This is a genomic window from Natronomonas halophila (genome assembly GCF_013391085.1).
GTDB classification, from domain to species: Archaea; Halobacteriota; Halobacteria; order Halobacteriales; family Haloarculaceae; genus Natronomonas; species Natronomonas halophila.
Genome location: NZ_CP058334.1, coordinates 1,975,637 through 2,002,634, shown reverse-complemented (window position 1 = coordinate 2,002,634; position 26,998 = coordinate 1,975,637). Strand labels below are relative to the sequence as shown.

The 26,998-nt window shown below is 55.5% G+C and carries 24 protein-coding genes and 1 pseudogene; 15 read left to right on the top strand and 10 right to left on the bottom strand.

All coding sequences use genetic code 11. The features are described 5' to 3' along the window. Positions 1 to 77: 77 nt before the first annotated feature. Entirely contained in the window at positions 78 to 725 is a 648-nt protein-coding gene (locus HWV23_RS10735) for a DUF8121 family protein (protein WP_178288263.1), read from the bottom strand. Positions 726 to 1,140: 415 nt separating this feature from the next. Between HWV23_RS10735 and HWV23_RS17330 the strand changes: the two genes are divergently transcribed. Continuing rightward, positions 1,141 to 1,272: a DUF8162 family protein gene (locus HWV23_RS17330; RefSeq protein WP_484549435.1), complete on the top strand. Its 132-nt coding sequence runs from the start codon at positions 1,141 to 1,143 to the stop codon at positions 1,270 to 1,272. 130 nt (positions 1,273 to 1,402) lie between these two features. On the opposite strand, the gene HWV23_RS10730 is transcribed toward HWV23_RS17330, so the two are convergent. Together HWV23_RS10730 and HWV23_RS10725 are read right to left on the bottom strand one after the other, a co-directional pair. After that, a complete protein-coding gene (locus HWV23_RS10730) occupies positions 1,403 to 1,753 on the bottom strand; it encodes a hypothetical protein (RefSeq protein ID WP_178290398.1) in 351 nt (116 codons plus the stop codon). 196 nt (positions 1,754 to 1,949) lie between these two features. Further along, positions 1,950 to 2,501, bottom strand: a complete 552-nt coding sequence (locus HWV23_RS10725; protein WP_178290397.1) for a hypothetical protein — start codon at positions 2,499 to 2,501, stop codon at positions 1,950 to 1,952. A 241-nt stretch (positions 2,502 to 2,742) separates the two neighbouring features. On the opposite strand from HWV23_RS10725, the gene HWV23_RS10720 reads away from it, so the two are divergent. The 3 genes from HWV23_RS10720 (at position 2,743) to HWV23_RS10710 (ending at position 4,821) form a co-directional block, all read left to right on the top strand. Beyond that, the gene (locus HWV23_RS10720) at positions 2,743 to 3,957 is read left to right on the top strand and encodes a hypothetical protein (RefSeq protein ID WP_178290396.1); all 1,215 of its coding nucleotides are present in this window, start codon (positions 2,743 to 2,745) and stop codon (positions 3,955 to 3,957) included. 188 nt (positions 3,958 to 4,145) lie between these two features. Next, the gene (locus tag HWV23_RS10715; RefSeq protein ID WP_211693229.1) at positions 4,146 to 4,490 is read left to right on the top strand and encodes an ArsR/SmtB family transcription factor; all 345 of its coding nucleotides are present in this window, start codon (positions 4,146 to 4,148) and stop codon (positions 4,488 to 4,490) included. A gap of 1 nt (position 4,491) precedes the next feature. Beyond that, a complete protein-coding gene (locus tag HWV23_RS10710; RefSeq protein WP_178290394.1) occupies positions 4,492 to 4,821 on the top strand; it encodes a DUF7521 family protein in 330 nt (109 codons plus the stop codon). A 237-nt stretch (positions 4,822 to 5,058) separates the two neighbouring features. On the opposite strand, the gene HWV23_RS10705 is transcribed toward HWV23_RS10710, so the two are convergent. Together HWV23_RS10705 and HWV23_RS10700 are read right to left on the bottom strand one after the other, a co-directional pair. Continuing rightward, the gene (locus HWV23_RS10705; RefSeq protein WP_178290393.1) at positions 5,059 to 5,868 is read right to left on the bottom strand and encodes a nucleoside phosphorylase; all 810 of its coding nucleotides are present in this window, start codon (positions 5,866 to 5,868) and stop codon (positions 5,059 to 5,061) included. A 71-nt stretch (positions 5,869 to 5,939) separates the two neighbouring features. Further along, on the bottom strand, positions 5,940 to 6,674 hold the full coding sequence (locus tag HWV23_RS10700; RefSeq protein WP_178290392.1) for a helix-turn-helix domain-containing protein: 735 nt from the start codon (positions 6,672 to 6,674) through the stop codon (positions 5,940 to 5,942). A gap of 89 nt (positions 6,675 to 6,763) precedes the next feature. Between HWV23_RS10700 and HWV23_RS10695 the strand changes: the two genes are divergently transcribed. Beyond that, the gene (locus HWV23_RS10695; RefSeq protein ID WP_178290391.1) at positions 6,764 to 7,876 is read left to right on the top strand and encodes an MBL fold metallo-hydrolase; all 1,113 of its coding nucleotides are present in this window, start codon (positions 6,764 to 6,766) and stop codon (positions 7,874 to 7,876) included. Continuing rightward, positions 7,877 to 9,166 carry an MFS transporter gene (locus HWV23_RS10690; RefSeq protein ID WP_178290390.1) on the top strand — a complete coding sequence of 430 codons (1,290 nt, stop codon included), beginning with the start codon at positions 7,877 to 7,879 and terminating at the stop codon, positions 9,164 to 9,166. Positions 9,167 to 9,323: 157 nt separating this feature from the next. On the opposite strand, the gene HWV23_RS10685 is transcribed toward HWV23_RS10690, so the two are convergent. After that, complete coding sequence (locus HWV23_RS10685) at positions 9,324 to 10,277, bottom strand: type IV pilin domain-containing protein (protein WP_281362654.1); 954 nt, start codon at positions 10,275 to 10,277, stop codon at positions 9,324 to 9,326. A 324-nt stretch (positions 10,278 to 10,601) separates the two neighbouring features. On the opposite strand from HWV23_RS10685, the gene HWV23_RS10680 reads away from it, so the two are divergent. The 4 genes from HWV23_RS10680 to HWV23_RS17285 all read left to right on the top strand — a co-directional run bounded on the left by HWV23_RS10680 (position 10,602) and on the right by HWV23_RS17285 (position 13,948). After that, complete coding sequence (locus tag HWV23_RS10680; protein ID WP_178290388.1) at positions 10,602 to 11,396, top strand: DICT sensory domain-containing protein; 795 nt, start codon at positions 10,602 to 10,604, stop codon at positions 11,394 to 11,396. Between the two features lie 194 nt (positions 11,397 to 11,590). After that, entirely contained in the window at positions 11,591 to 12,454 is an 864-nt protein-coding gene (locus HWV23_RS10675; protein WP_211693228.1) for a GAF domain-containing protein, read from the top strand. Between the two features lie 197 nt (positions 12,455 to 12,651). Then, entirely contained in the window at positions 12,652 to 13,455 is an 804-nt protein-coding gene (locus tag HWV23_RS10670) for a hypothetical protein (RefSeq protein WP_178290387.1), read from the top strand. Positions 13,456 to 13,600: 145 nt separating this feature from the next. After that, entirely contained in the window at positions 13,601 to 13,948 is a 348-nt protein-coding gene (locus HWV23_RS17285; protein WP_178290386.1) for a DUF952 domain-containing protein, read from the top strand. Between the two features lie 515 nt (positions 13,949 to 14,463). Here HWV23_RS17285 and HWV23_RS10660 read toward each other — a convergent pair. Together HWV23_RS10660 and HWV23_RS10655 are read right to left on the bottom strand one after the other, a co-directional pair. Next, positions 14,464 to 14,715: a hypothetical protein gene (locus HWV23_RS10660; RefSeq protein ID WP_178290385.1), complete on the bottom strand. Its 252-nt coding sequence runs from the start codon at positions 14,713 to 14,715 to the stop codon at positions 14,464 to 14,466. A 78-nt stretch (positions 14,716 to 14,793) separates the two neighbouring features. Next, positions 14,794 to 15,585 (bottom strand): response regulator, encoded by a 792-nt coding sequence (locus HWV23_RS10655; RefSeq protein ID WP_178290384.1) that lies wholly within the window; start codon positions 15,583 to 15,585, stop codon positions 14,794 to 14,796. A 560-nt stretch (positions 15,586 to 16,145) separates the two neighbouring features. Between HWV23_RS10655 and HWV23_RS10650 the strand changes: the two genes are divergently transcribed. The 3 genes from HWV23_RS10650 to HWV23_RS10640 all read left to right on the top strand — a co-directional run bounded on the left by HWV23_RS10650 (position 16,146) and on the right by HWV23_RS10640 (position 21,935). Continuing rightward, on the top strand, positions 16,146 to 19,688 hold the full coding sequence (locus tag HWV23_RS10650) for a PAS domain S-box protein (protein ID WP_178290383.1): 3,543 nt from the start codon (positions 16,146 to 16,148) through the stop codon (positions 19,686 to 19,688). After that, positions 19,685 to 20,647 carry a DUF7261 family protein gene (locus HWV23_RS10645; RefSeq protein ID WP_178290382.1) on the top strand — a complete coding sequence of 321 codons (963 nt, stop codon included), beginning with the start codon at positions 19,685 to 19,687 and terminating at the stop codon, positions 20,645 to 20,647. The genes HWV23_RS10650 and HWV23_RS10645 overlap by 4 nt, the downstream gene beginning before the upstream one ends. Positions 20,648 to 20,864: 217 nt before the next feature. Further along, entirely contained in the window at positions 20,865 to 21,935 is a 1,071-nt protein-coding gene (locus tag HWV23_RS10640; protein WP_178290381.1) for a PAS domain-containing sensor histidine kinase, read from the top strand. A gap of 101 nt (positions 21,936 to 22,036) precedes the next feature. On the opposite strand, the gene HWV23_RS10635 is transcribed toward HWV23_RS10640, so the two are convergent. Continuing rightward, positions 22,037 to 22,468, bottom strand: a complete 432-nt coding sequence (locus HWV23_RS10635; RefSeq protein WP_178290380.1) for a hypothetical protein — start codon at positions 22,466 to 22,468, stop codon at positions 22,037 to 22,039. A gap of 636 nt (positions 22,469 to 23,104) precedes the next feature. Next, positions 23,105 to 24,076, bottom strand: a complete 972-nt coding sequence (locus HWV23_RS10630) for a tyrosine-type recombinase/integrase (protein ID WP_246282677.1) — start codon at positions 24,074 to 24,076, stop codon at positions 23,105 to 23,107. Positions 24,077 to 25,438: 1,362 nt separating this feature from the next. Between HWV23_RS10630 and HWV23_RS10625 the strand changes: the two genes are divergently transcribed. Continuing rightward, on the top strand, positions 25,439 to 26,152 hold the full coding sequence (locus HWV23_RS10625; RefSeq protein WP_178290378.1) for a DNA-binding protein: 714 nt from the start codon (positions 25,439 to 25,441) through the stop codon (positions 26,150 to 26,152). Positions 26,153 to 26,713: 561 nt separating this feature from the next. Further along, positions 26,714 to 26,932: pseudogene (locus HWV23_RS17280) on the top strand (HNH endonuclease); the annotation flags it as partial. Between the last annotated feature and the right edge of the window lie 66 nt (positions 26,933 to 26,998).

The window sequence follows — 26,998 nt, the reverse complement described above, 5'->3', positions numbered from 1 at the left end:
TCTCCCAACCCGGACGTGGTAACTGAAGGTACTAGAGCCAGCGTCCTTGGTCACGCTATCGACAACGCACGCAGAATCTACTGGACACAACGAGTAGGTGATATAGCAGAGTCGTGCTCACGAGCAGGCGAATCCAACTCGTCGTGGTTGAGTTCGGGATACACTAACTGGAGTTCACCATCAAGCGTGTAGTCAGTCCCGAGCGCACCACGCTCCGTGAGTTCGATCGTTGCGTGGATATTGAGCTTCGTCGCTGTCTCTGCTCCCGGGTTGACAAGGAGATTTAGTGTGCTGATTGTTTCATCTGCGAGATCGTCCAAATCGGTGATCTCTATAACCGTTCCGAGGGCTCGATCAGGTGTATAGAGCGTTACCGCTGGTGGCGGAGAGCTGTCTCCTTCCACCGGCGAGACCACAGCAACCTCTGCGGCGGATTCTGTTGCTGTTTCTGGCATCCAGACTCGCAGTTTAATCGATTGGACGTTCGTTCCCTCTTGGTGCCAGATCTCAGTTGAGAGCGAAATCTGAGTAGCCTCAACATTCCCATCAACGCCGAAATTCCCCACCTCCACACCATCTGCCGTAAAAATGAGAGCTTTCCTTCCGTCTGACTCCGTGTGCACGCTTGGCTCAGAAAGCGTTTGGTGGCCTGCTGCTGAGCTACACCCTGCTGTTGTGATGACCCCAGCACTGCATACTGCTGTGAGGTACTCTCGTCGGTTCATAAACGTTCTATCCATGCGTATATCAAAAACGACGGTGATGAGTCAAGCCGCTATTTGTGTGACAATCCCCCACATGCGCTTCCGTAGGAGTGTAGGCGAATTAGAACTTGACTGTATCGACCCATATCGATGGTCAACGTCTTAGTCACACCCTCGACGCCTTGACATCGGAGTGGTTCAGGCTAGTCTCAGCGAAATCAAGGTACGAACTAGGTCACCAACTGGCTCAGGTTGATGTGGGCGATATCCGCGATAAAGTCGAAGGTCACCGCTGAAGAGCGCACAGCGGTACCTCTTCGTCTCAGGCTCTACTGAAACAGTCGTGAGATTGAGCGAGCGGATCAATCAAGAAATCAACGGAGAGCCCCGATCATCAGTATCACGAACACTCCAGAACAGATCGCCATAAGAATAGATGAGTACGCTGTTTACCGTGGTGGTCATCGTCTCGGGCGGCTATCTCATCGCTATCCCACTACTCGGTGCTGTTGTTCTTCCGCGAGTTGGCGTCGATTGTAATTCGACCGGCTATGGTATCTCGACATAGGTGCTTCTTCTGGCAGGTGCTGTCTGGTACACAACGCTCTTTGCTGTGCCACTTACGATAATCTCGATTATCTTTTCATTACTATTACACTATATTCAGTACCAACTACAGAATCTGTATCGACCGATGTCTACTGTGAATCCGGCGTTCCACAGGGAGTTTCCATGTACGTCGGGCCGATTCCAATCGCGGGGTTCTCGGTATCGGAGAGACTTCCAATTTTGACGACGGCACCGATACATCCCGGGTCTTCGTGGCTGTCCTCGTAGTAGGCGTCGTAGTCGGCCCGTGTGAAGGTGTACTCCCACGACCCGGTTTCTCGGTTGTCGGACGTGTCGTAATGGAGCGCACTAACCGTATATGGACCTTTTTTCTCCGACCACAGCGGGTCGATGACTGTCGCCGGCGTCCCGTTTTCAGCGTCGATAGCGGGCAGCGTGATTTGTCGATCGACGAGTATCTCGTCGTCGCGGTTTACCATGAGACGAATCCGATTCGCCACGAACGACGAGTTGATGACCTCGATTCTCCCAAGGACGATTCCATCAGAGCCCAGAACGGACGAACAGCCGGCAAGCGAAACAGTACCAGCGACCGCCAAACTTGAGAGGGCCTGCCGACGGTTCATTCGTGACGAGTTTCCCAGTTGAGGTTTGGTGGTTCCATGGCTGCTACGTTCACCTCTCCTCTCCGACAAATCTCACGTTAACCTCGTTCTGTTTGATATGGACATTATGCTCTGGGCTAATCCCTTTATCGTCCTTCGGTTCTGCATCCCACGCGCTCTGTGGCACGTCAAAGGTTTTCTGAAGATTCACGTCGTCTCCGCTTACCTCAAGGTTGTTGATGTACGTCGCAGGAGGGGAAATAGCAATTACCATGTATTCGTCAATTGAAATCGTTCCCTCACCCTCAAATACCAGCGTTCGTTCATCCTCCTCTCTGTTGACCGTTAGCGAAACCTCAACCGGGTTCTCATAATCGTTATAGATTTCTACTCCATGCAAATTGTCGGAAGTTTTTGGCCTTTCACCGAAAACGACCTCGGCAAAGGGCTCTTGGCCGGGGTACGAGCGAGCGAACTCGCTTGTGCGGTTTTCAACTGGTATTTCCCCCGTCCGTGTGACCGTAAACTCTGAGTCCTCCTCTATGTCTCCTATCGAAGCACAGCCACCAAGTGAGACAGATAGTGTAAGACCACTAAGTTGGAGTAACTGACGGCGTTTCACACTTCACGATTTGTGCTGGATAACAAAAGCCCGTGGGAGGGTCAAAAACCTGTTTTAGGCTTCTTCGTTCGACAGATACAGGAGATTCACCCATCAATCGATACAGAGGAGGCATAGCCAATATAGACTCGCCTGTTTCGGGGACTCAAGACCGAAACCAAGATATAATCGTTTCGGTGACTCACAGCTGCAGTGGATTATCCCCTCTATATTACAATTTGACCATTTTAGTACGTCTTGCATGAACTCCCCTCCTCCGACACGACGAACCTTCCTTAAGCAAGCCGGCCTCGTCACCGCCGCTAGCATCTCCCTGACCGGCTGTACAGAATCTCTCCCGCCACTCGGCAACCGCGTACAGTATGGTCGCATCGACACACCGCCAGTAAATACCAACCCAACGTACCGACAATGGCTCCCCGCCGCATCGACCCTCCCGAGCGGCGATATCAACCCTGGATACGTGAACTACGTCCAGCCTCAAAACCTCGGACAGCAAGAAACGGGAATCGTGAACAAGAACGCGCACTTCTTCCAGAAGCTATACCTCGATTCTTTCGGACTCGACTACGAATCTTACGACTCCGTCATCGGCCTCCACCGAACAACCAAATCCACCTACGTCCTCCAAGGCGACATCACCACCGAGACGGTCACTCAGACACTACTCGACAGCGGATACACCACTGCAGGCTCATACCAAGACTACGAACTCTTCGACCGTACTGACAGCCCTCGAACAGCCGCAGTCAGCCCCACAGCTATCGTCTGGGCACACCATGAACAAAGCACAGCGATCGTCGAAGCAGTAATCGACGCAAAACGCGGCGCAGTCCCACGCCATCACGAAACCGACGACGCATTCGCGTCGGCAACCGATGCGATTGGTGCTGGCTCGTGGACGATGATTGGCGGGCTCGGTATCGATCCGACCAGATCTGCGCTCATCCGTTCGATGACATATATGCCCGGTGACGATGGCATCTACTACATCCATAAACAGCTCTATCCCGAAAACGACGTCATTACGGAACAAACGCTTCGAGACGCACTTGAGGAGAACACTCGCGCACGCGATAGCCGCTCGGTCGATATCCAAATCGAGGGCCAAATTGCGACTATTGCAATGCACCTACCCCACGAATCGCTGCAAACAGATTACGCCGACGCTACTGTCCCTATAATCACGTGGGGCGTCGAGACTGACGGTGAGACGCTCACCATCCAACATGAGGCTGGCGACTCAACGCCAGCAGAATCAATCACCGTCTCGATACAGGAGGGGAGCGAGCGGACAGAGGTCGAATCGCAATTCTCCGATACCCTTGACCGTATTCAACCAGGAGATACACTCACTATCGATGCCCCAGACACTGACGCAGATCGAATTGTGGGGACGTACTCCCCGGTGGATGCCACGCGGTCTGCTAGCTTTGTTATCTATGAACTACCGTGACCTTCCTTGATCCTCCAGCAACCACCGCGAACAGCTCACCAGTGGTCGCTTTCGAACCCCGACTCCGTCACGAACCGGGGGCAAGCATGGCAAGACGCCGAACCAGCCATGACCACCATCAGTACCGAGATTCCTGGGGGAGGCGGGTATGGGTTTCCCCCCGAACGTCTTGTTCAGGGGGTGGTGTCGTGAGTAGCGACCCCGACTTCACGACCATTGTTGAACTGCTCAGCGATACGCATGTTCGAACGATTCTGTCGGCAACAAGTGTTGAACCATACTCGGCGTCAGAACTTGCTGAGCGATGTGATGCGTCTGATCAGACGATTTATCGGCGCTTAGAACGACTGGAGGAGGCCGAACTTGTCTCAGACCAGATTCGTGCTCGGGGTGATGGGCACCACGATACGGTGTATACCGCGAAACTTGAACACGTCTCGATTACGCTACATGATGGCGAATTCGAATTCAGCCTTGAGCAGACTCAGTCCGACCCGGTTGATGAACTGACAGACCTATGGGGGAAGTTCTAAAATGACCGCTGTATTCGGATATACGCCGATTCAATTGGCTGTGTTGGCTTTCGCTTCAGCGTCTGCTGTGCTGGGGTTGTATATCGGGTATCTGGCCTACCGAGGGCTTCGACGCCACGACAGCAAGCAGATGCTAGTACTCTCGGTCGGAATGATTCTCCTGTTCGGCATTGCATATGGCATCTCAATTATTGGCACCTTATTGCTCGAATTTCGTCTCCTGGCACTTCCGACGCAGGACTTCTTCAGATTGGGAGTACGAGTCGTGCAGTTCATTGGACTCGTTTGTATCGCCTACTCCCTTTACATCGGGCGGGAAGCCCGAGAGTGAAGTATATATGTACACGATATTGATTGGTATCTGGTTCAGTTGCGCTACCCTGAAACCATTTGCGACGGGGAACCACTCGATGTAGGGGATTCACGTACCAATCTGCCTATTGAATTACTCGCCACCAGTCAAGACCGCCGTTACTGGTACAGAGGATACAATCAGTACGATTAACTCAGAAGTCACGTCTACTCCTCGCCTCAACCGGCACACTATATGGTGCTGATTAATTTCTGCTCAATCGGAAGATCGCCAAGCCGTAGCAGCTGCGTCAATCACTTCTAACGCATCTTGACTCCCATCCGCTTCCCCTTTTTCAAAATCGTCCTCAGTCTGGCCCATCTGGTTTGTCACATGCGCGAAGCAAACGACTGGTACCTCTCGAACCTCCGCGAACGTGTATAGTGCAGCCGCCTCCATTTCTACAGCGAGGATTTCTTCTGACTTAGCACGTTCAATTGCAGTCTCTGTTTCCCGAAACGGGGCGTCCGTCGTCCACGTTGCCCCGATATAAACGGATCGAGACACAGTTTTGCACGCCGCTTCGACTGAAGCACGAAGTTCGTTACTGAGGGTTGCATAGCGGCTGGTCGTACGGTAGTGATGACTCGTTCCCTCGTCGCGGAGCGCACGCTCGATGAGAACGAAGTAGGGAGGGTCGTCCTTCGGCACAATCTGCCCCGATGAGGTTACACTAATGAGAAATCGACAGCCCGCGGCGAACAGTTGCTCCGCAACAAGAACAGCGAAGGACGCCCCCACCGCACAGCCAACGATACCGAACTCCTCACCGTTTCGTTCGAATCGGTAGAGATCGGTGTGATAGCCGGGCCACGCTTCATCCTCCCGTGCCTCCCCGGTGGCTATCAACTGCCTCACAATATCGCCATCAGGGTCAAGAATACATATATCAGGAACCGATTGTTTCGGGAGACTCTTCTGCCGTCGGGCATTCTCCAGCAACGCTTCCGGCGTAAAAACGGACGATTCGTCGAATTCCTTTGCTTCGAGAAGTGGGGAGGTATCTGAATCGGAGGAGTCTGTCATGGAGTTCGTTAAACGAGGATATTCACAAAGCAGTTGATGGAACTAGTTGCCCGAGATGTCCCTGCCAGCCATTAGTCGGCAGCGTGTTCAGCCTGCCGCGTCTTTTCGACCTGCAACGGGTCGCTGGACGCGTTCGCAGTAACTAATCGGAGGAACTGCCCCGCGTTCGTGAGGAACTTGTTCTCCGCTTTCCGGAGGTGTTCCTCGTAGGTCGAACGCGCCACAGCAGTCTGATCGGCCAGTTCTCGGAGCGACGTCTTCCGCGGCTGCTCGTAGTAGCCGCTCTCCAGCGCCAGTCGAAGTGCCGCCAACTGCCGGTCGGTGAGGTCTTCGAACAACTGGTCAACCGGGGCCAGCATACTATGGGGAATCGTCTGTTCGGTAATCGCTGTCTTCGAGAGCACTTCGATGTCCCGATCAGCCTCTAAGTCCGCGTGTAACGCTTGAATGTCATCTTCGTCGAAGGCAATCACCGTGTAGTGTTCCCAGCCCTGTCGGTGTATCGTCGGCGGCTGATACAGGCAGTTGTACTCCTCAAACCGTTCGATGATGGAGTCCTCAAGCGAACACAGACAGGCCTGCGTCACAACGTGCAGTCCGGATTCATCAATCGACTTGTGCAGCACGGTTCCGATTTGCTCGATTTCTTCGAGTAGTTCGTCCGTCGGCGCTTCCGAGGACGTGATCTCGATTACCTGGCAGTCGCTCAGATACCACTCACGGATGGTGAGATCAGGGTAATACTCCGAAATTTCCCGATACGGGCACTCGTGTTTGACCCGAAACGATGCCTCGTAAAGGCTCATACGAAGACCAAAGGATTAGAGAAAATTAACGGTGCCGGTCATGTCCCGCAGTACTCATATGCGGATACTTCTCCTACGGCTATTCACAGATGCCGGAAATCAGCCCCGAGCGACTCAATCGACGACTACGGGTCGATGGAGAGGACGTTCTTGTTCTCGACATTCGCCACGAAGAGGAGTACGACGACTGGCATATCCCGGACAGCACTAACGTCGATGTATACGATGAACTGACAAACGACCCTGACGCAGCCAAGGAAGCGCTCTCTGACCTCCCCGACGACAGGGAAATCGTCACCGTCTGTACGGTTGGCGCCGTCTCACAGACCGCGACTGAAGTGCTTCAGGAACTGGGCTACGACGCCGAAACGCTCACCGACGGGATGAACGGCTGGAGCCGTGTCCATCGACACGCACCCGTTCCAGTCGACGTAGATGGCACGCTGATTCAGGTCGCACGACCTGGGAAAGGCTGCCTCTCTCACGTACTCGTTTCGGACGGGAAAGCCGCCGTCTTCGATCCGTCACATTACGTCGAAGAATATGAAGCGATTCTCGACGAATACGACACGGAACTCGTCGGCGTCTTCGACACCCACGCCCACGCCGACCACGTCTCCGGCGCTGCCAAACTGGCCGAACGCCACGGCGTTCCGTACTACCTCCACCCAAAGGATGCACTCGCCGTCGATGCGACGCCTATCGAGGATAGCCAGACCGTTTCGGTCGGCGCTCTCGATGTCGAAGTCATCCACACGCCGGGACACAGCGAGGGCAGCGTCTCCTTCGATGTCGAGGGGAAGGCGCTGCTAACGGGTGACACCCTCTTCCATGAGAGCGTGGGGCGGGTCGAACTCGGCGTTGAAGCCGGCATCGAGGACGCCGATGTCGAGGAGAACGCTGCAACGCTTTACGAAAGTCTCCACCGGCTGTTAGAGTATCCCGATGAGACTGTCATCTTGCCAGCACACGATCCGGGGTCACCTGATCCGCCGGTGACGGCGACGCTCGGTGACGTCACGGAACGAAACGAGGACTTAGGACGTGACCGCGAGGCGTTCATCGAGGAACTCGCCTCGGACATCCCGGAGCATCCGCCGAACTTCGAACGCGTCAAGCGTGCAAACGTGGGTGAGGAATCGGTTCCTGAAGACGAACTGGCCGAGTTGGAACTTGGCCCGAACAACTGCGCTGCCGAGTAAATGACTGAGACAACTGAGATTACACAGGGCATCCGCGAGCACCTCGGACAGTTCTCGCTGCATGTCCTGCTCGTCTTCGCCACCGGACTGACGATCGGGTCTGAACGTGCCGTCGTCCCCGTTCTGGGCCGTGACGTCCTCGGCGTCGAGTCGCTGTTCGTTATCGGCTCGTTCGTCGTCTCGTTCGGTTTCGTCAAGGCACTCCTCAACCTCTATGCCGGGAAGTGGGGCGAAGAGTACGGTCGGAAGCCGGTTCTCATCCTTGGGTGGGCAACTGCGCTCCCACTGCCAATTATCCTCATCTTCGCGCCTAGCTGGAACTGGATTACCTTTGGGAACATCCTGCTCGGCATCAACCAGGCACTAACCTGGAGTATGGCGATTAACGCCAAAATTGACCTTGCAGGACCCGAGCAGCGCGGTCTCGCTGTCGGTATCGACGAGTCGTTCGGCTACACCGGCGTCGCGGTCGGCGCTTGGCTCACAGGTCTTATTGCCGGCCAATGGAGTCTCCGCCCTGAACCGTTCTACTTCCTGGCTATCGTCGTTGTGCTGGCGTTCCTCATCTCGATTTTCCTGATCAAGGAGACCGTCCAGTACGCGCAGGCCGAGGGTGACGATGACCACCACGATGCGAACCTACCGTTCAACGAGGTGCTGAAGCGGGCCACCTATGGTGACAGGACGCTGTTCGCTGCCGCACAGGCAGGTCACATCGAGAACTTCGTTGACACGCTGTTCTGGATTGCCGTCCCGCTGTACCTGACCAGTCAGGGACTCGGTATCGCGGCGGTTGGCGTCGTCGTCGGCGTGCATAGCGCGATGTATTTCCTCCAGATTGGTACGGGGGGCCTCGCGGATCGTATTGGTCGGCGTCCGCCCGTCGTCTGGGGAATGTTCCTCGCCGGGGGCGGCGTCCTCGGGATGGTACTCGTAGATAGATACCTTCCGTGGGCCGTATTGGCTGCCGCCTCCGGACTGGGGATGGCATTGCTGTATCCGAACCTGATGACGGTGCCGAGCGACGCCGCCCATCCGACGTGGCGGTCGGCTGGGATGGGTGTCTACCGGATGTGGCGCGATTCGGGCTACGGTGTCGGTGCGATCCTCATCGGTCTCTCGATGGAGTTCGTGAATATCGAGGCTGCCTTCTACATGACGGCTGTCCTGATGTTCATCTCCGGTGCTGTCGTGTATGTCTGGATGGAAGAGACGCATCCCGAGTTTGGGACGCACGAACCGCCGGCTCCTGCTCCGGAGCCGGAACCACAGGCTGTGCCTGAAGATTGAGGCTCTAATTATTTCGATAAGCAGACAGTCGGTGTAGGATCTTCACCAATCGGTCGGTACAGGTGAGATATAGAGCAATCCGTGGTTGACCTCTTACTTCAGGAATTTCCCCGAACTCCTCGAAATGCCGTACGCGTCAGTGAGTGCGGGAAATCACTCAGTATGTCGCTGGGTCTCTCGGGGAGTACGAGGCACAACTCTGGCCGTTTATCGTTGAATTCGTACAGTCGAAGGAAGCGGCGTCGACATACACCTCTCCTTCGACGGTGGCATCCTGAAGCTTGACACTATCATCCGAGACGACAGAACCAGCAACCTCACTGTTGAGGACTTTCACCTGCTTGTCACTGGTAGCGTTGCCGCCGACCGAACTCCCATGAACGACTTCGAGTACTTTGACCGCGGATACCGATTCGGTGACAGTTCCGTTATCGAGCTTTATATCCGCTGTGTGCGACTGGATCGATCCCGTCACGAGGCCGTCTTGGAGGTTGAACACCGTCTCCACCTCGACATCGCCGTAGAAGGTGGCGTCGTCGGCGTCGATGTCCTTCGCGCCGCTCGTCGTCTCGCCGATGATGACACCGCCGTCTTGCACCTCGATGCCCTCACTCGTCTCGACATCGCAGGCAACGACCTCGCCTATGACTTTCACGTTGTCCGTACCGCTATCTGATTCAGTTTCCACCCACGAGCAACCCTTGTCCGGGGTGGGCGCTGTCGCCTCTTGGGAGACTGACTCCTCCCAGATGACGTAACTTGTATCTTGGCTGCCGAACCAGACGACTTCGACAGTCGTCGCTGTCGGTACGATCCGGTGTTGATCGCCGGCCGCGAGTTCTTGGGAAGCGAGATCAGCCAGTTCAACCCCACCACGAATCTCGATGTTTTCCCCCTCTAGGGTTGAGCCCTGCTCCACACTCAACGTCTGGACGGCACCGACATCCGTTGGTTCGAGCGACATCGTGACGGCCGGTGCAGGATCTCTCTCTTGGTTAAGCGAGTAGAACATTCCAGCAGATACAGCTGATAGCCCCACGACAACCGCCACCAGCAATACGATACCAATCACTGGCGAGATTCCCCGATTTTGGTTGGCTAAATCGGTCACTCAAGGGATTGGTAAGTCTGCGGCGTATTAAGCTGGTTCTATGGCTTTCAGAGTGTGAAGACGCTGTACCGAGCAAATTACTGTCGCTACTAACATTTCGAGCTTTAACGGCTACACCTCCTCATAACCTCTCCTTCAACAGATTCGAACGACCCGCAGACTCGTTCTAACGGCTGCTTCTGTCTCGTCGCGCTAGAACAAAACCCCGAATCGGTCGATACGGTCTCTGATTCGTTTGCTATAGGAAACCATGCCAGTCAGAAGACGGGTCCAATTGTGTTATCTAGCTAAGGTTTTTCAGGGGAGGGGGAACAAAGCAGTATCATGAGCGCCGACTTGCCGGATACGTTGGGTGGATTCATCGACGAAGTCGGGTCGGCCGAAAAGACCCTGCTTTTGGTAAACCGCACAGGGCCCGAACCCCTCGTTAATCTGCTCGACAACGCGTTCCAAAACCAAACAGTTGCTGTAGCCGAACGGCAGATTCCGGAGGGGGTTGACGACTTGGTGTGCCTGGTCGACGACGGCGAGATGATTGCGACAACGCCGTTTTGGAGGCTTAAGGAGGCGTTTCTGTTGGTGAATGTCGATCGGTATCGCACGGGGACGCGGCAGTCCGAACAGAGCGAATTTCCGGCAGTATTGACCGGGTTGGGAGAAATCGAGTTCACCGTCCGTGGCTTCCCGGTGTCGAACAAGGAGAAACTCCTGCTAGTTCTCATCTCCCGGTTTATCGAGAATCGGGCATTGACACGCGGTGATGGGGAATTACACAGTACGTTCCAGCGGCTGTCACGGTTGGACGATGAATACGGGACGCGGTCGATGTACGAGCGACTCGCCAGTAGTACTGTCGAGACGCATGTGTACGGTATTCGAGATGACCCGGAGATGGTTGACGCGCTTGCGATGAATGTCCATAGTGATAGGACGGACGAGTACCGTCGCTCATGGGTCGTTGCCTTCTCGGCGGATGGAGAGACAGTCACAAAGGAGTCGGGAGAAGGCCACGCGGCACTCGTTGCGATTGAAACCGGCCCGAACGTGTGGCGAGCCATGTGGACATACGATGCGAATCGTGTCGACCGTATCCAAGCATACCTTCGCCAGTTCTTCTGAAGGGGTTCCGAGGGTGTCTGTTGGACGTTCGTTGCTTCGGTTGATACAGGGTGTTTATTTAGCAGACAGAGCACTCGCAGACCGGAGTCTCGAAGCGTCACTTCGGAACGCTCAACCCTAGATATATGTTACCATGACTCTTAATCTCTTTGTCCAAGCTATCAGAAAGAGCGGGCCGCTACGTGGCTCATTCAATGACACATAGTATCTGCACAACGGAAGCGGGCGAGGAGTTGCCCTACTTTCAGCGCCTGTGGCGGACGTTGTTGGCCCCCAATATCGACCCAAAAACCAGACTCGAACGACTGCTCGACCACGAAACCACCGAATTCGACCTAGACTACGCGTTTCTGTCGCATATCGACCTCGAAACCGAGACGGAACGCTTCGACATCGTCCATGGCACCCACGAACGTCTAAATCCGGGAACCACCGTCCCACTCTCCAAGACCTACTGCCGGAAAACCATCGCAGATCCGGAGGGAACGATGGCCGTCAGTGATGCCCTCGCTGAAGGGTGGGCAGACGATCCAGCATACGAAACATTCGAGTTCGGGAGTTACCTCGGGACGACCATCTCGATCGACGACGAACTCTATGGAACGCTCTGTTTTGCGAACACCGCCGCCCGTGAGGAACCGATCAGGGACGAAGAGAAAACCCTCATCGAGATGCACGGCCAGTGGGTCGCGTACACGTTGGCCCTCTGGGATGGGCCGCCGATTCGGGAGACTGGTATCGATACGATCGAGGGCCGCACCATCTCTTCGGAAGCGATCGACTCGATGATGGACGCACTCAGAAAACCCACAAGGCGCGTTGTTCTCATGACGCTGTTAGGGGACACCACCGAGACCAGTATCGCCACCCTCGAACAACGAATAAATGACAAGAACGCCCGAGTGCGACTGCTCCACAGTGATTTACCCAAATTAGCTAACACCGGATACATCGAGTGGGATGATGATTCAGATACCATCTCTAAGGGGCCGAGGTTCTCCGAGGTGGAACCACTCGTTCAACTACTGAAGGAGTATAACACGGCATTCCCCGAGTAAACGTCATGTGTTGACCGTTCTCTCGGTGCTGACAGAGCGTTTGTCGCTCGATACGCAGACGCGCTTGCACGCCTGATTCAGTAATGTTGTGCTGTAACCATCACGAAAAATCAGTCACAGAGCGTGTTTCTCTATGACACACAAACGCCGATTTGAGTATTGAGTATCTATTTTTAAGTGCCATGATTTGATTCTGTATGGATCGCCGTTCCCTCGTCGCCGTCCTTATCGTCCTCGTTGTCGTAGTCACCGCCTCCATCGCCTTCACCATCTGGTCACCTACGTCGGGTCTATCTGATCCCGATCGAACATATCCTGCGGGGGCAGGAGCCGACCACATAAACTTCTCAACCCTCGAATCGGATGACTCCAACGTCTCGCACACACCTCGTGAATACTGGGACTCGTACGCTATTCTATATACTGCACCCCCCGAACGTCCTATCGTGGAAGGGGACTATTACATCAATTCCTCTACTGGCGAGATAATCGCCGACCGCTGGCACGACGCTACTGTCTATCGTAATGGGAAGACATACGCATTCGCCCAACCTGCCGAAAGCATCCCGAACGAACACCAAAGAGAGGAATTCGAGTCAGACGACGCCTTCGTCTACGATAACGCCACCGAGACGTACTATCGGTACGACCCCCACTACGGACAACTCGCGCCCACGAACATCGGTCGGCATACCGCCCTCCTCGACGCGTACACATGGGAGGCCACGAACACAACGACTCATCATGGCGTCCCCGTCATAACCTACCGAGTGACCGGAATGCGGACGAACAACTCTCGCGTCACACCAGCCAGCAATGGGACGCTCCAACTCGGAGCCGAAGATGGAATCATCTACGCCTACGACATCACTCTCGATGCGGACGAGCGTACCTATCGCTACACGTACAACGTGCGACCAGCCCCGTTTCCAGAGCACGAGTGGGTGGACACAGCACGAGAGGTCGCTGGCGGAGACACCACCAACAGTAGCACCGAATAACCGCGGCACACGCCCTGGTGATGCTGCACCCCGTGTGTTCAGTCGTACTAAACGAACCTGACACTCTTCAAGAGATTTAATGGAGTCGTTGTAGGCGAACCGTAAATAAAGAAAAACTATTTATCAGGCACTTAACCCCTACGAGATGCCTCATATCGTCCATGCACTCCCCCAATCGGACTGGGAGTCGTTCCAAAAGCACGGGGAATATCGTCCGAGTTCGCTAGACACACAAGGATTCGTTCACTGTTCGAAACCAGGACAGATAGTTGTTGTCGCAGATTACAAACACGCTGACAGCGATAAGATGGTACTCCTCCTTCTGAACGAACCTAGTCTTGACTCACCCGTTCGATACGAAACGAGTGGAGACGGAGCAAGTGCATACCCGCACGTCTACGGGCCGCTGACGCTGGATGCAGTCGTCGAATCCTTTTCATTCGTCCAGGATGAAACTGGCTTCCGCCTCCCCGATAAACTGCTGCGCTACTAACCTCCTTGAGGCCAATTGTTTCAGGTGCGCAGCCGCGTTCTCACGCCTACTTCAGTCCATCTCCGCTGAAACCACCAGCAAAGCCGATTCGGTCGATATAGGACATTTATGAAGCGGTCAATACCGGGGTGGGGACGCAGTAATACCAGATACTACTGTTTACTTCTGTCACTACGATTGTATGACTCCAACCCGCTTTTTAGAGCATCGAGACTCTGTTCAACCTCTTTTTTGGTATCGGAATCGTCTATTTCTTCGAGGGCAAGCTGAGTCTGTTTGATAGCTTCAGCGAGTCGGTCAGAAGGTCCCATGATTATTCTATGAATTCAGGACATAAATAGTTCGATATATTATGAACGGTGAGAATTATAGAATGCTTTTCAAAAACAGGTTGTAAGCAGGCTCGTTCTCTTGACTGTCGCAGGCCCGTTGGGCTGGAATCATCCTGCTCTCGAATCCGTCGATGGAGATGACGAAAGAACCGGCCCACAACAGAGACGCCGGAGGTAGGTGAGTCACCAGAACTTATCTTCTATCGTTGTTTCTGTTACGGGGGCCTCTTCCGGTAGTGCGATGACGAGTTCCTGTAGGACAGTGCGAGTGTCAACCTCCCCATCTCCATCCCGGTGCTTACTCACAATCTTCTGATGATATTCATCAATTTGGTCTTCCCACCGGCCGTCATAGTGGAGAGTCAACTCTCGTGTTATTATGCCTTCACGACCCTCCACATCCACGAAGGATAGCGTCACGTTTGTCCCTGACATACCATGCTTGGAAAAGAGTAGTGATAAGCCTAACCGCAGTCGGATTAAAAAGAAATCACCAACGGTCGGTACTGAAAATTACTCAGTCGCTGGAGTATCATCCTGCGGATTCGTGACTTTGGTGAAGTAGAACGCGATACCGCCGTTGGGTTTTGGATAGGCCTCAATATCGAACCACCCATTGAGTTGGGGGAAGTATTCGACGAATGAGGTGGGTTCTCGGTTCTCCATAACCTGCCGATACTCCTCTTCGAATTGTGTGTCGAGCGCCTCGCTGAAAACATTCCAGAAGTCCCGACCGAGGAGGTACTCCTCGTCCATCTCGTAGAGGTCCTCGGCCTGTTGATTGATGAGGGTGAACCGCCACTCCGCACACACCTCAACAATTGCATCCGTTACGCGGTCAAGGACGTTCTGAAGGTGTTGGTCGCATTGGCCGACCTCTTCGATGGACCGATAATGTTCGATGGCGTTCGAAACGGTATTGGCCAGCACGGTATATTGGTCCGTCGCCGCTTGCTTCTGAAGGTAATCGGTAACACCGGCTGAAATCGCGTCACTCGCAATTTCCTCGGTGCCTTTCCCGGTAAAGAGTATAAACGGGAGTTTGGGAAACTCCCCGCGCATCGCTTCAAGAAACTCGATGCCATTACAGCCGGGCATATCGTAATCGGAGATAATGCAGTCGAACTCATGTTCAGCAAGTTGGTCCAATCCATCGCTGGCGCTGGTCGCCTGTTCGATAGTGAATCGATGGTCTTCACGCTCAAGAAAAATGCGGACCATCTCTGAGAACTCAGACTCGTCATCGACGTGAAGAACACGAAACGGTCCCTCTTCGGTTCGTAGGGATGACGAGTTTATTATCATCTTGCTAATATTAACGTATCCGGACGGATACGGCTGTTGGCCTCACTTATCCCATATATTCTCCGTTCAGTATTTCTGATTTATTTATTAAATGGGATGTTCACCTCTGAGATAACGGTCTCCTGCGTACAGGGGATAAGCAGAACCAGACCACGGACAGGAAATGAGAAGGCACTTGTAAGACTGCAAAATCGTTGAGTTATGGTTGAGACTTCCCTCCAGTATCAGCTACGTCGAATACAATTTCTCCTGATTCTGGCTGTAAGCCTTCTTAGTGGGCTTGTTCTCGGTCGTGAGTTCGGGCATGGAACCTTCTACGCGATTAGTAGCTTTGTCGGTCTTGGGCTGATAATGCTCCTGATTAGTAACATTCAGTCCTCCTCCTCAGAATAGCTCTCCATTCAATTCGCACGCTCATTCTTACGACCGGTTCAGTCTCGCCGCGCTGTAATAGTCCACACCCAATTTGGTCGATCTACGCTATCTAAGCCTCGCTATGTTCAACATTCGCCAAACGTGTTGAACCATAGATATATATCTTGTTACATACATGGTGAACCATGGCTGATTCGATTCGTGTCCTCCATGTTGACGACAAGCCAAGTTTCGGGGGCTTGGTATCGGATTTTCTTGAGCGAAAGAACGGTCGGATGGATGTAGTGTCTAAAACGAGTGCCGCTGATGGGCTCGCCTTCCTTGAGGAGCAGCGACTGGATTGTATCGTCAGCGACTACGATATGCCCGAAACAAACGGCATCGAGTTCCTCGAAGCCGTTCGGGCGAACCATCCGGCCATCCCGTTTATTCTGTTCACCGGAAAAGGGAGTGAACAAGTGGCTGGCAAAGCAATCGCAGCGGGAGCAACCGACTATCTCCAGAAGGGCGGCGGCACCGAACAATACGATATCCTTGCCAATCGCGTCCAGAACGCCGTCGAGCAACACCGATCGACACGTCGAGCCGAAAATCTTGAGCGCCTCCGGCGTCTCACTGCCGAAATCAATCACGGACTGGTCAAAGCTGCCTCCCGTGATGAAATCGAGCAACGAGTTTGTGAAACGTTCAGCAAGGCCGACCCCTACCAATTCGCGTGGATCGGTGACATCAACCCAGAGACACACCACGTAGAGCCTCGCACTATATCCGAAGGAGGTGATGGGTATCTCGATGAGGTATCCGTTCCGGCAGACGAACGTGCCGATGGTTCCGGGCCTGCCGCTGTCGCCGTCGAAAATCGGACTGTTACCGTTTCACAGAATATCGAGACAGATCCGTCGTTCGCTGCGTGGCGCGAGCAGGCGCTCAAACGTGATTTTCGCTCGGCTGCGGTGATGCCCCTCGCCTACGAGGATACCCTGTACGGGCTTCTAGTAGTGTATGCGAATGAGGTTAACCTGTTCGACGCGGAAGAACAAGAACTACTGGCGGAGCTTGCCGATGACATCGGTCATGCCATTCACGCTCGGGAAATCCGGAACGAACTCGAAGTTCGGAACAGAGCGATACGCGAGGCACCAGTCGGCATCACGATCACCGACCCCGACCAAGCGGACAATCCGATCATCTATGTGAATGATGAGTTTGCCGACGTGTCCGGATACTCGCTGGGGGATGTGTTGGGACGGAATCACCGGTTCTTGCAAGGGTCAGAAACCGAGGAGGCCCCCGTCGCGGAGATGCGAAACGCGGTCGCTAACAGGGAGTCGATAAGCGTCGAACTCCAAAATTATCGAAACAATGGCACGAAGTTCTGGAATCGAGTCTCGATCGCGCCGGTTTACGACGAACGGAGAGAGGTGACCAATTTCATCGGCTTCCAGGAGGATATCACCGACCGGAAAGAACGCGAGCGGAAACTGCAGCGTACCGAACGTCGGTTCAAGGCCATGTTCAACGACCCGAATATTCTGGTCGGCTTGATCGATACCGATGGAACGGTTCTGGACATCAACGACACGGCGATGCAATATATCGAGGCCAGTCTGGATGAGGTAATCGACACGCCGTTCTGGCAGACGCCGTGGTTCAAAGGCGATGACGTAGCCCAACGAGAGGTTCGAGAGTGGATCGAACGGGCCGTCGAAGGGGAGTACGTCGAGTTCGAAATCGACCTGTCGGAGGCCGTCGGCAGGCCACTCGTCGTCACCGGCGTCTTCAGACCCGTCACGAACGAGGATGGTGACGTCGTCTCGCTCCTAATCTCCGACCGCGATGTCACAGAGCGAAAAGAACGGGAGTTGCGGTTCAAGTCGATGGTCAACGACCCGAATATCTTGGTTGGGATATTGAATACCGACGGGACGATTCAGAGCGTCAACGATACCGCGTTAGACTACGTCGATGCAACCCGTGCTGAAACTCTGGGGAAGCCGTTCTGGGAGACGCCGTGGTGGACGCCCGATACCGAAGGCAATCTGAAAGATTGGATCGACAAGGCGGCTGCCGGCGAATACGTCGAATATGAAGCCGATCACCTGACTGCAGATGGTGACGTCCGTACTGTCGAAGGCGTCGTCAGGCCGGTACTCAACGATCGGGGCACGGTCGTGTCGCTCATCGTCTCCGCTCGGGACGTCACCGAGCGCAAAGAACGGGCGGGCCGTCTCAGAGACCTCAACGAGAGAACGAACCACCTGGTGACCGCCGACACGCGTGAGCAAATCAGCGAACTCGGCGTTAAGGCAGCATCCGAGGTTTTAGGGCTCGATGCGAACGCGATTCACCTGTACGACGAACAGGCAGGACTTGTTCCAGTCGCCGGAACTGACGACATCTATAATCTCGTGGGCGACCTTCCGGTGTTTACCGAGGGAAACAGTATCGCGTGGCGTGTCTACGAGGACGGGGAAGCGCTCGCGCTTGACGATGTCCACGAGGATTCGGATCTCTACAATCCCGAGACCCCCATCAGAAGCGAACTCTACGTTCCGCTCGGCGACCACGGCATCCTGATTGCCGGCTCGGAGACGCCTGCCACATTTGATCAGCAGGATGTCGTGTTCGGCGAAATCCTGGCCGATATTATCATCGCGGCGCTAAGCCGGCTCAATCGAGAACAAGCGCTCAAACAAAGTGAGGCCCGCTACCGCTCGCTCACCGATGATGTTCTGGACACCTCCGATGTTGGAACGTTCATCCTCAATGCCGATTTCGAGGTCGTCTGGATCAACAAGGCTACCGAGGAGTACTTCGGTATCGACCGTGAGGCGGTGGTTGGCGCGGACAAACGCCAGTTGATTCACGACCACATCAAACACTCCGTCGAGGATTCGGAGGGTTTTGCCACGACAGTCTTGGCGACCTACGACGATAACACATATGTCGAGGAGTTCGACTGTCACGTTCTCCCAGCCGACGGACGGGACGAGCGGTGGCTCAAACATTGGAGTCAACCAATCGAGTCCGGCCTGTATGAGGGTGGCCGAATCGAACACTATACCGATATTACCGAGCGCAAGCGCCGCGAGCGGGAACTGACTCGCCAGAACGAACGCTTGGATAAGTTCGCCAGCATCGTCTCTCACGACCTTCGAAATCCCTTGCGGGTGGCGAAAGGGCAGTTAGAACTGGCCCGTAACGAGTGCGACAGCGAGCGTCTCGACGATATAGGCCACGCGAACGAACGTATGGACGACCTCATTGATAATCTCCTGACGCTGGCACGGGAAGGCGAACCAGTCGGTGACACCGAACCGGTTGACCTGGTGACCCTTACTGAGAATTGCTGGCGGAACGTGGCCACCGTTGAGGCGACACTCACGACCGATGTCGAACGGACGATTAACGCCGACCAAAGTCGTCTCCAGCAACTCCTTGAAAACCTCATGCGGAACGCGGTCGAACACGGTAGTGAGGACGTGACAGTCACTATCGGCGAGTTAGAGGACGGTTTCTACGTCGAAGACGACGGCCCTGGTATCTCAGAAGACGAGCGTGATGACGTGTTCGAGGCGGGCTACTCCACCGCTGCGGAGGGGACGGGCTTCGGGCTATGCATCGTCAAGCAGGTGGTGCAAGCCCACGGCTGGGCTGTCCGTGTGACCGACGGCCCCGATAGCGGCGCACGGTTCGAGATTACTGGGCTTCAAGGGGGTGATAAATGAGTCAAAGCGGTAGCGGTGCCGGACGAGGACAGTTACTGGTCATTACCGCATTAGTTTTGGCCATAGTACTCGTCAGCCTTGCGCTTGTTCTTAATTCTGCTATTTACACGGAAAACCTCTCATCACGGTCTTCCGGCAATAGTGATGATGCTCTTTCTGTCGTCTCAATAACATTCGAAACTATTGATATCCATCTGGAGAGGGTCAACGCGCGTCACAATAATTCACACGAGGATTTGACGCAAAACTACACACAACTGACCAACGAATTTCAGAATGCTCAATCGAATGGATATGCTAACCGAGGGATTTCATTCGACGCAACGACAATCGGTCAGACGAACGGAACGCAGCTTCGACAGACGAACCAGTCTCGGGCCTTCACTAACGCGAGTGGGGATGCAAGCGATTGGCAAGTCGCAGGGGGTGTCAGCGGTATCAGCGACTATACGATGGTGGTCAATCGAGACGGCCTCTACACCGACGGGGGCGGTGATATTCTGGCGAACTCCTCGACCGTGTATATCACCAACGAAAGCGGAACGGTCTGGCAGTTACATATCTACGAAAACACGAACAACAATGTGACCGTAAAGCCGGTCGTAGATGGGACTGAGGAGCCGACCTGCGAGGTTGACGCCGCCGAAGTTGAGATTGATTTCGTTGCTGGGGCAGTTGGTGGGAGGCCGTGTTCGACGCTTGTGTTTGCAGAGGGGCTTGAGGGAACGCTTGACATCGAGTACCACAACCCTGACGAAATCGCTGGCACCTATTCGTTGCGAGTCGATGTGACTATCGACCCAGCCACGAACGACCACTACGTCGCGTTTGGTACAGGGTCGCCAACAGCGACACTAAACATCTATGCAACGACCACTCGAATAACGTACGATAGTTCTGAGGTCTCATACGCCTCAACCCAACGGATCGTCGCTGGCGAACAAGCGTACACGGAATGAGCCCACCCAACACTCGCTCTTCCCCGAAAATGTTCGCTTCACCCGGTGTCCGCCTCCGTACCAGATACTAAGCGGTAGATCGGTGGAAAAAGTACGTTTCTTCAATGGATAACGAGCCTGAAGATACATCAAATCGTCAAAAACGCTCAGATAGGGTACTTCTCATTTTGAAGCCACCAAGGCTGATTTATATCCATATACTGCATGCTATATCTCAATGGGCCAAGATATATCTGAAGAAGCGCCTCTCTATGAGAGCTGCAAGTTTCTACAGGAGTTAGTCAGGAACATCTCCGAGGGACTATTGACCATCGATACTGGCGGTAACATCCTCTATGCTAATCCCGTGTTGGAAGACATTCTCGGATACAGTGCTAACAACCTGATTGGGAGTCCTCTGACGAAAATCATCCCCGACCATTTAGTCTCAGCGCACGAAGCAGGACTGGCACGATACCTCGATACCGGAGAGAAAACGCTCGATTGGACAGGGATCGAACTTCTGGCGCTCCACAAAGGCGGTCACGAAGTTCCCGTAAAGATTAGCTTTCGGGCACACGACTACGAAGGGCAACGTCTCTTTACGGGCGTTCTCACCGAGATAGCTGACCGGAAAGAGCGTGAAGAACGTCTCGAAGCACAGAACAACAAACTCGAAGAACAAAATCAGCAACTCGAAGAGTTCGCACACATTCTCTCCCACGACCTTCAAAACCCGCTCACGATTGCACAGGGATATATCGATCTAATCCAGAGGGAACACGAGATTGAGGAGTTAGAAGAGGTCGAACAGGCCATCTCCCGGATCGGTAATATCATCGAGGATACGGAGAATGCGATAGTCAATGAAGGCGCCAACAACTCATTGGTGGTACGGACACTCCAAGAGATGGCGCAGACGGCGTGGGGCTCGGTTCCAACGGGGGACGCCGAACTCGTCGTAGCCGATCCAGTATGGAATATCAGGGCGACCGAGGGCTGTTTTCTCCAGTTGCTGGAGAACGTGTTTCGCAACGCGGTCGAACACGGCGGTTCATCCGTCACCGTCGAGGTAGGGGTCCTCGGTGATGGAGAGGGATTTTACGTCGAGGATGATGGTGACGGTATTTCAGACGAGATGAAGGTGGAGCTCCAATCATCCGACGAATCCAAGGCAACACATAGTGATGGATACGGGCTTCAGATGGTCGAACAGGTGGCCGAGGAACACGACTGGCGGATGGAGATTACGGACGCAGAGAACGGTGGGGCGCGGTTCGAGCTCACCGAGGTCGAAGTCTTCGTATAACAGAGATGCACGAGAGATTCACGCCAGTAGAAGTTCACGAACTTCCACCACTCTATAAAGGAGACGTAACGACCGATCGATGTCGTTAGACTATAAAGCGGTCAACACTCGCTTCCAGCAAATTCCATCCCGGTCTCGCTCTCAGTGGGAGCCCCTCGTGAGCGGATTCGGAAGAAGAAGTTGTTCTCAGCGTTCTCGCTCTGGTTACACGTGATCTCGTGGGTTTGCTCATACGTCTCACCGTCGACCGTGACCTGGGCTTCGATTTCGTCGCCATTGGTGACGTGGACGAGATTGGGGAAGTCCAGAACGGTGTACTCCTCCTCGGGTGGCCGAGACGCGAGGTCAACAGCGCCGTCAATGATGACCTCGTCGTTATCCCCCCAGAGTGTGAACTCAACGTGGAACGATTGCTCGCGTCGATTCACGAGAGCGAACGTGAACGCTCCCGGATTTTCCCCAAAAACAGTGCAGCCAGCCGTGAGGAGGGCACCTCCACCGAGGAGGTGCTGGAGGACTCGGCGGCGATTCATATGCTGTGGTTGCCTCTTGGATGGAAAACTCTTCAACACCCGGGATAGTGACGATCGCGGAAGGCATAACCGGAAGTATCCCTCTCATAGGAAACAGTCCATTCGCAAGCTCGTTCTTGCAGTTGATTCACCAGTTCAGCCCAGAAAATAGCTTCATAGCTGCGATCCTCTGTCTACACCCATTTGCGAACCTCAATCTACACATTACGCCGATTTGGACAGTTCATGCGGAGGTTTACACCCATCGCTGTCTCCGCAATACTACGCGTGTACTCATATCAAGCGACGCTAGTACCCCGGCCAGCCGAAACACGACCACGGATATCCTCCTTCAAGTTCAGCCGATACATCTGTCGTACACCGTCGAATTCAGTCAATCCGATATTAACAGAGAAATAGAGACAGCTTAGACGTCCGCTCCTAAAATTCGAAATTCAGCGATACACCCCCAGTTTCTGGGGGTGTATCGGGTAGTACAGTATTCCGGAAACGGTTCGAAGGGCCGGAGAGACAGCCTTGGTCACCCCACATATAGACGGAACGCTGAACGATCGCCGATAGGAGAGAGACCCCCTGTGGCTATCCGGACAGTACGGTTTCGTGTGGTCTCAGTATTAGGCCACCATCGTCGGCCCGTTATGCGGCGCCGAGGTGTCCATCTGATGGCTCGTCGACTCGGTCCAATCGAGAGGTCGTGAGACGATGATACCCCGGTTCGTCAAGCATCGCAGTGTACGCCCGGTCGATATCCCGGCCCGACAGGTGGACGTACCGACCGGGAACGCGGGAACCACGCGCCCACCCGAACCACTCGCACATCTGGGCTTCCGTCAGGTAGTTCGCCAGATACGTCGCCCGGCTATGGCGGAAGTGGTGTGGGTTCACCGGTTTCTCGATGCCGGCCTGCTCGCGAGCCCGCTCCAGAACCCGCAGGCGGAGATACTGATAGCTGACCTGCTCTTCGGGCGTGCCCTGTTTCGTGTCGACCTTACACCACAGGAACGAATCGGCCCTCGGTCGCGGATGTGCTTGTAGCCACTCGTCGATGTACGGCGTGGATTCCAGCAGCAACAGTCGACGGGCGCCCGTCTTCCCGGCTACGACGACGTACTTGCTCGCGAGACCGTCCTCGATGTCGCCGACCCGGAGGTCGATCAACTCGCCGATACGCGCGCCCGTCTCCCAGAGGAGCGCGATGAACGCCCGGTCGCGTGGATTCGTGCCGGTCTCGATCAGCGCCTCGACGTCCTCGGGTGTGAGCAGGCTCTGTGGGAGGAGGCGTCGAGCCGATTGGCGGCTGCGTTGGATCCATTTCGTCTCCGGCGGCTCCTTACCGTCGTGCATCCACTTCCAGAACTGCTTGATCGCCTGTTTGTAATCGGTGACCGTCGATTCGGTCGTCCCGCGAGTGTACAGCCACGCGACCAGGTCTTCGATGTCGTCTTTGTCGAGGTCGTGAACCGACGTGTCCTCGAGGTGGTCGATGATAATCTTGATGTGGGCCATCACTTTCTGGCGCTGGGCGGCGCTGACACCCGATAGCAGCATGTGACGGTAGTAGCGGCTGATGAGGGCCTTGTTGTCCGGATGGAGCGTCTCCGAGCTCACGATGTGGTCCAACGATCGCTGCGCCTGTTTTTCGTAATCCATCGTCGGCATGGTCGGGACTCGTAGGGCGGGTGAGGAGATAACCAGCGCGGCAGGCACCTCGAAAGCCCTCGGCGCGGCGGCGGTCGCTACACAGGATACCCTCGCTTCGGACGGGTAGCGCCTGTGTAGCGACTACATGAACGCCGCCGCGCCTCGCCCTTTCAGTCCGCCAGGGGCGATGGTCACCTAGCCCAAAGCGCTTCTGGACGTCTGGCCAGTGTGTGGCGACGTACGTTCGGGGGTGACTCCTCGGGTTGTGCGCGCTCCGGCCGGCAGGGACCGTTCCTGCCGGGCCCGGGCTTTCGCGCTTCCGTTGCGTCTGTCGACGGACGGGGCACGGTCACGGGACCGGGTCGGGCCGGGTGCAGTCGCCCGATACCGGTCGCACCCGAAAGCGGGCCTGCGAGCCCTCGGCCCGCAACCGGGTTTGACCGGCGCCGGGACGACTGCATCTTCACCGCTCGTTGCGTCGGCGCTCCCTGAATGCGGTCGCGCCGACGGACGGCGGTTCAGACGTGGCCTCCTGCGCGGTCCGGGGCGGGCTGCTCGCCGCTCGGGCGTTCGCCCTCGTCCCGAGTTGCCTCCGGGCTGCGATGGCTAACGGGGGTTCGCCGTGCTCACCCCCGTTATGCCACGGTCCGGGAGTTCCTCGGGAATGGCTGCGCGGCCTGCCGGGCGTGCGCTCGAACTCAGTCCGCGACGGGCTGTGCTTCCGCGGGCGTGCCGTGCGCGGCCGGCCTGCCGCGCGAGGCGTTTCCGTTGCGTCTACGACGGACGGGACAGGCTCGCGCGGGTCCGGCCCCGCACGGGTCCGGCGGTACTCGCCCTCTGCGTCCCTCGATGCGGCCGTATCCGGGGCCGTCCACCACCGTATACCCACCGGCCGTGCCGCCTCGGCGCCGCCCGCTGCTTCCGTTGCGTCTGCGACGGACGGCTGTCGGCGGGCGGCGCCGACCCGCGGTGTCCGGCTGGGTATACGGCGGTGAGCGCGCGCTCACCTCGAGCTTCACCCCCTCACTCGTCTGTGTGGGATGGCCGTCGGCGCCGCGCCGCGCCGGACGGGGTCCGGCGTGAAGGCGCGGCGCGGGCGCCTCGGGTGACGGCGTCAGTCGTTTTGACGTCGTCGCCGTGGCTGGTCGGTTCGATTCTGTGGAAAATCCGCGATGCAGGGACATCGCGGATGTTGGACGCTCGAAGAGCGCCTTCAGGCTCTGTAAGCCGATGCAACGTAAGAACTCGATCCGTGATAAGGTCTCGGTCGAACAGCAAGACAAACAGGAAGCAGTCGAGGAAACGCCGGAGCTGCGTCCCACGGTGGAGATGCAGACGCAAGCGAAGATCGACTCGGATGTCCGCGAGCGGGTCGCGGCAGCCGACGAGCAGGAGCGGCCGCATGGGATGACGCTGGAAGCACAGGAGAAGTGGGAAGCCAGACAAGCGGAGAAACGACGGACGCGTGAACGCGCGGATCGGTCGCAGGCGAGTCGGCGCGAGGAACTGTGTCGAGCAATGACGGACGCGAAACACGGTGGGCTGTCGAGTCAGGCTGATCCCCGTGAGAAACTGGATGCGGAGACGCGTCCGGAGGTCCACAAGCAGGCCCATCGGCTGGAAGGCAAGTGTCGCGGTGGACTCGGCTTCGAGGCCATCGAACGAGAGCTGGCCGCGCGGGTCGCGGATGGCCGGTCGATGCAGGACGCGGTGCTGGACATGGTTGACGACGTGCAGGCGGCGCCGGGCGCGATCGTGGCGCTTGGGAAATTGGAGCAGGTAGGTCGCAAGTGGGTCGACGTCGAAGCAGAAGTGGCTGAGTTGTGGGAACCGAGCAGTCCCTCGATGCAACAGGTCGGGCTGCTGGAAGACGAGACGGGACGAACGAAGCTGACCGTGTGGAAGCGGTCGCACCAACCCATCATCGCCGAAGGACAGACAGTGCGCATTAGGGATGCGGCGGTCAGCTGGTACAAGGGCCGACCATCACTCGCGTTGACCGGCCGGTCGATAGTCACCTTCCCCGAGCGGGACGCTTGGTAGTGAGCGCGTAGGCGGCCTATTTCTTTTCGTGTGTCCATCCACCCGCCAACCGCCGCCCCGCCCTCCGCTCCGTGCTCGCTTCGCTGCGCGCGCAGCCACAACCTAAGACTCGAAGACGTCATTGGTAAGGACGAGAGCCCGGGTTCAAATCCTGTTCTAGTATTCTGGCGTTAGACGGCTTCTATCAGATATTTTCGGCCTTCTCAGGAAAGGCCAATGTCATCCAATAACGTTCGAAAACGCTACAACCCGATACCCGCGCAGTCTTGCGATTCGAGAAAATGTCATGATACTATAATGAATAGAGGTGCCCACGGGTGACCAACCAGCCCAATCCGCTGGACAACCTCCCCGCCGGTGATGGCAAGCAGATAGTCAGAGTAGAACGGTGGTTCGATAGCAGGAAGATTTAGACCGTGCCGAAGAGTAGCATACTAAATATGGGTGAGTTTGGATCGCTTTCTTTTAGCGACCGGATCTGAAATCTAATAAAGATAAACCAGAGTTTCTCTCCACACCTGGCACCGAATTTAAATACCTATACTAAGCATTTCATTCTACGTGTCGAATTCCCCTATAACAAGTAGAGACGATTACCCAGATGACTGGGATACCCGTCGGAAACGGGTTTATAAACGTGATAACTACAGATGTCAAAATTGTCAGGCTGGAGGCGGCCCTAACGGAGATACGGAGCTACACGCCCACCATATTGTCCCAGTCGATCGTGGCGGCACCCACGGAATAGACAATTTAGTCACCCTATGTGATGAATGCCACAGTTTAGTACATGGACGTCCGCTCGGTTCACTTCAAACATATCCGACGGAGAAAAGGGGTAACGTC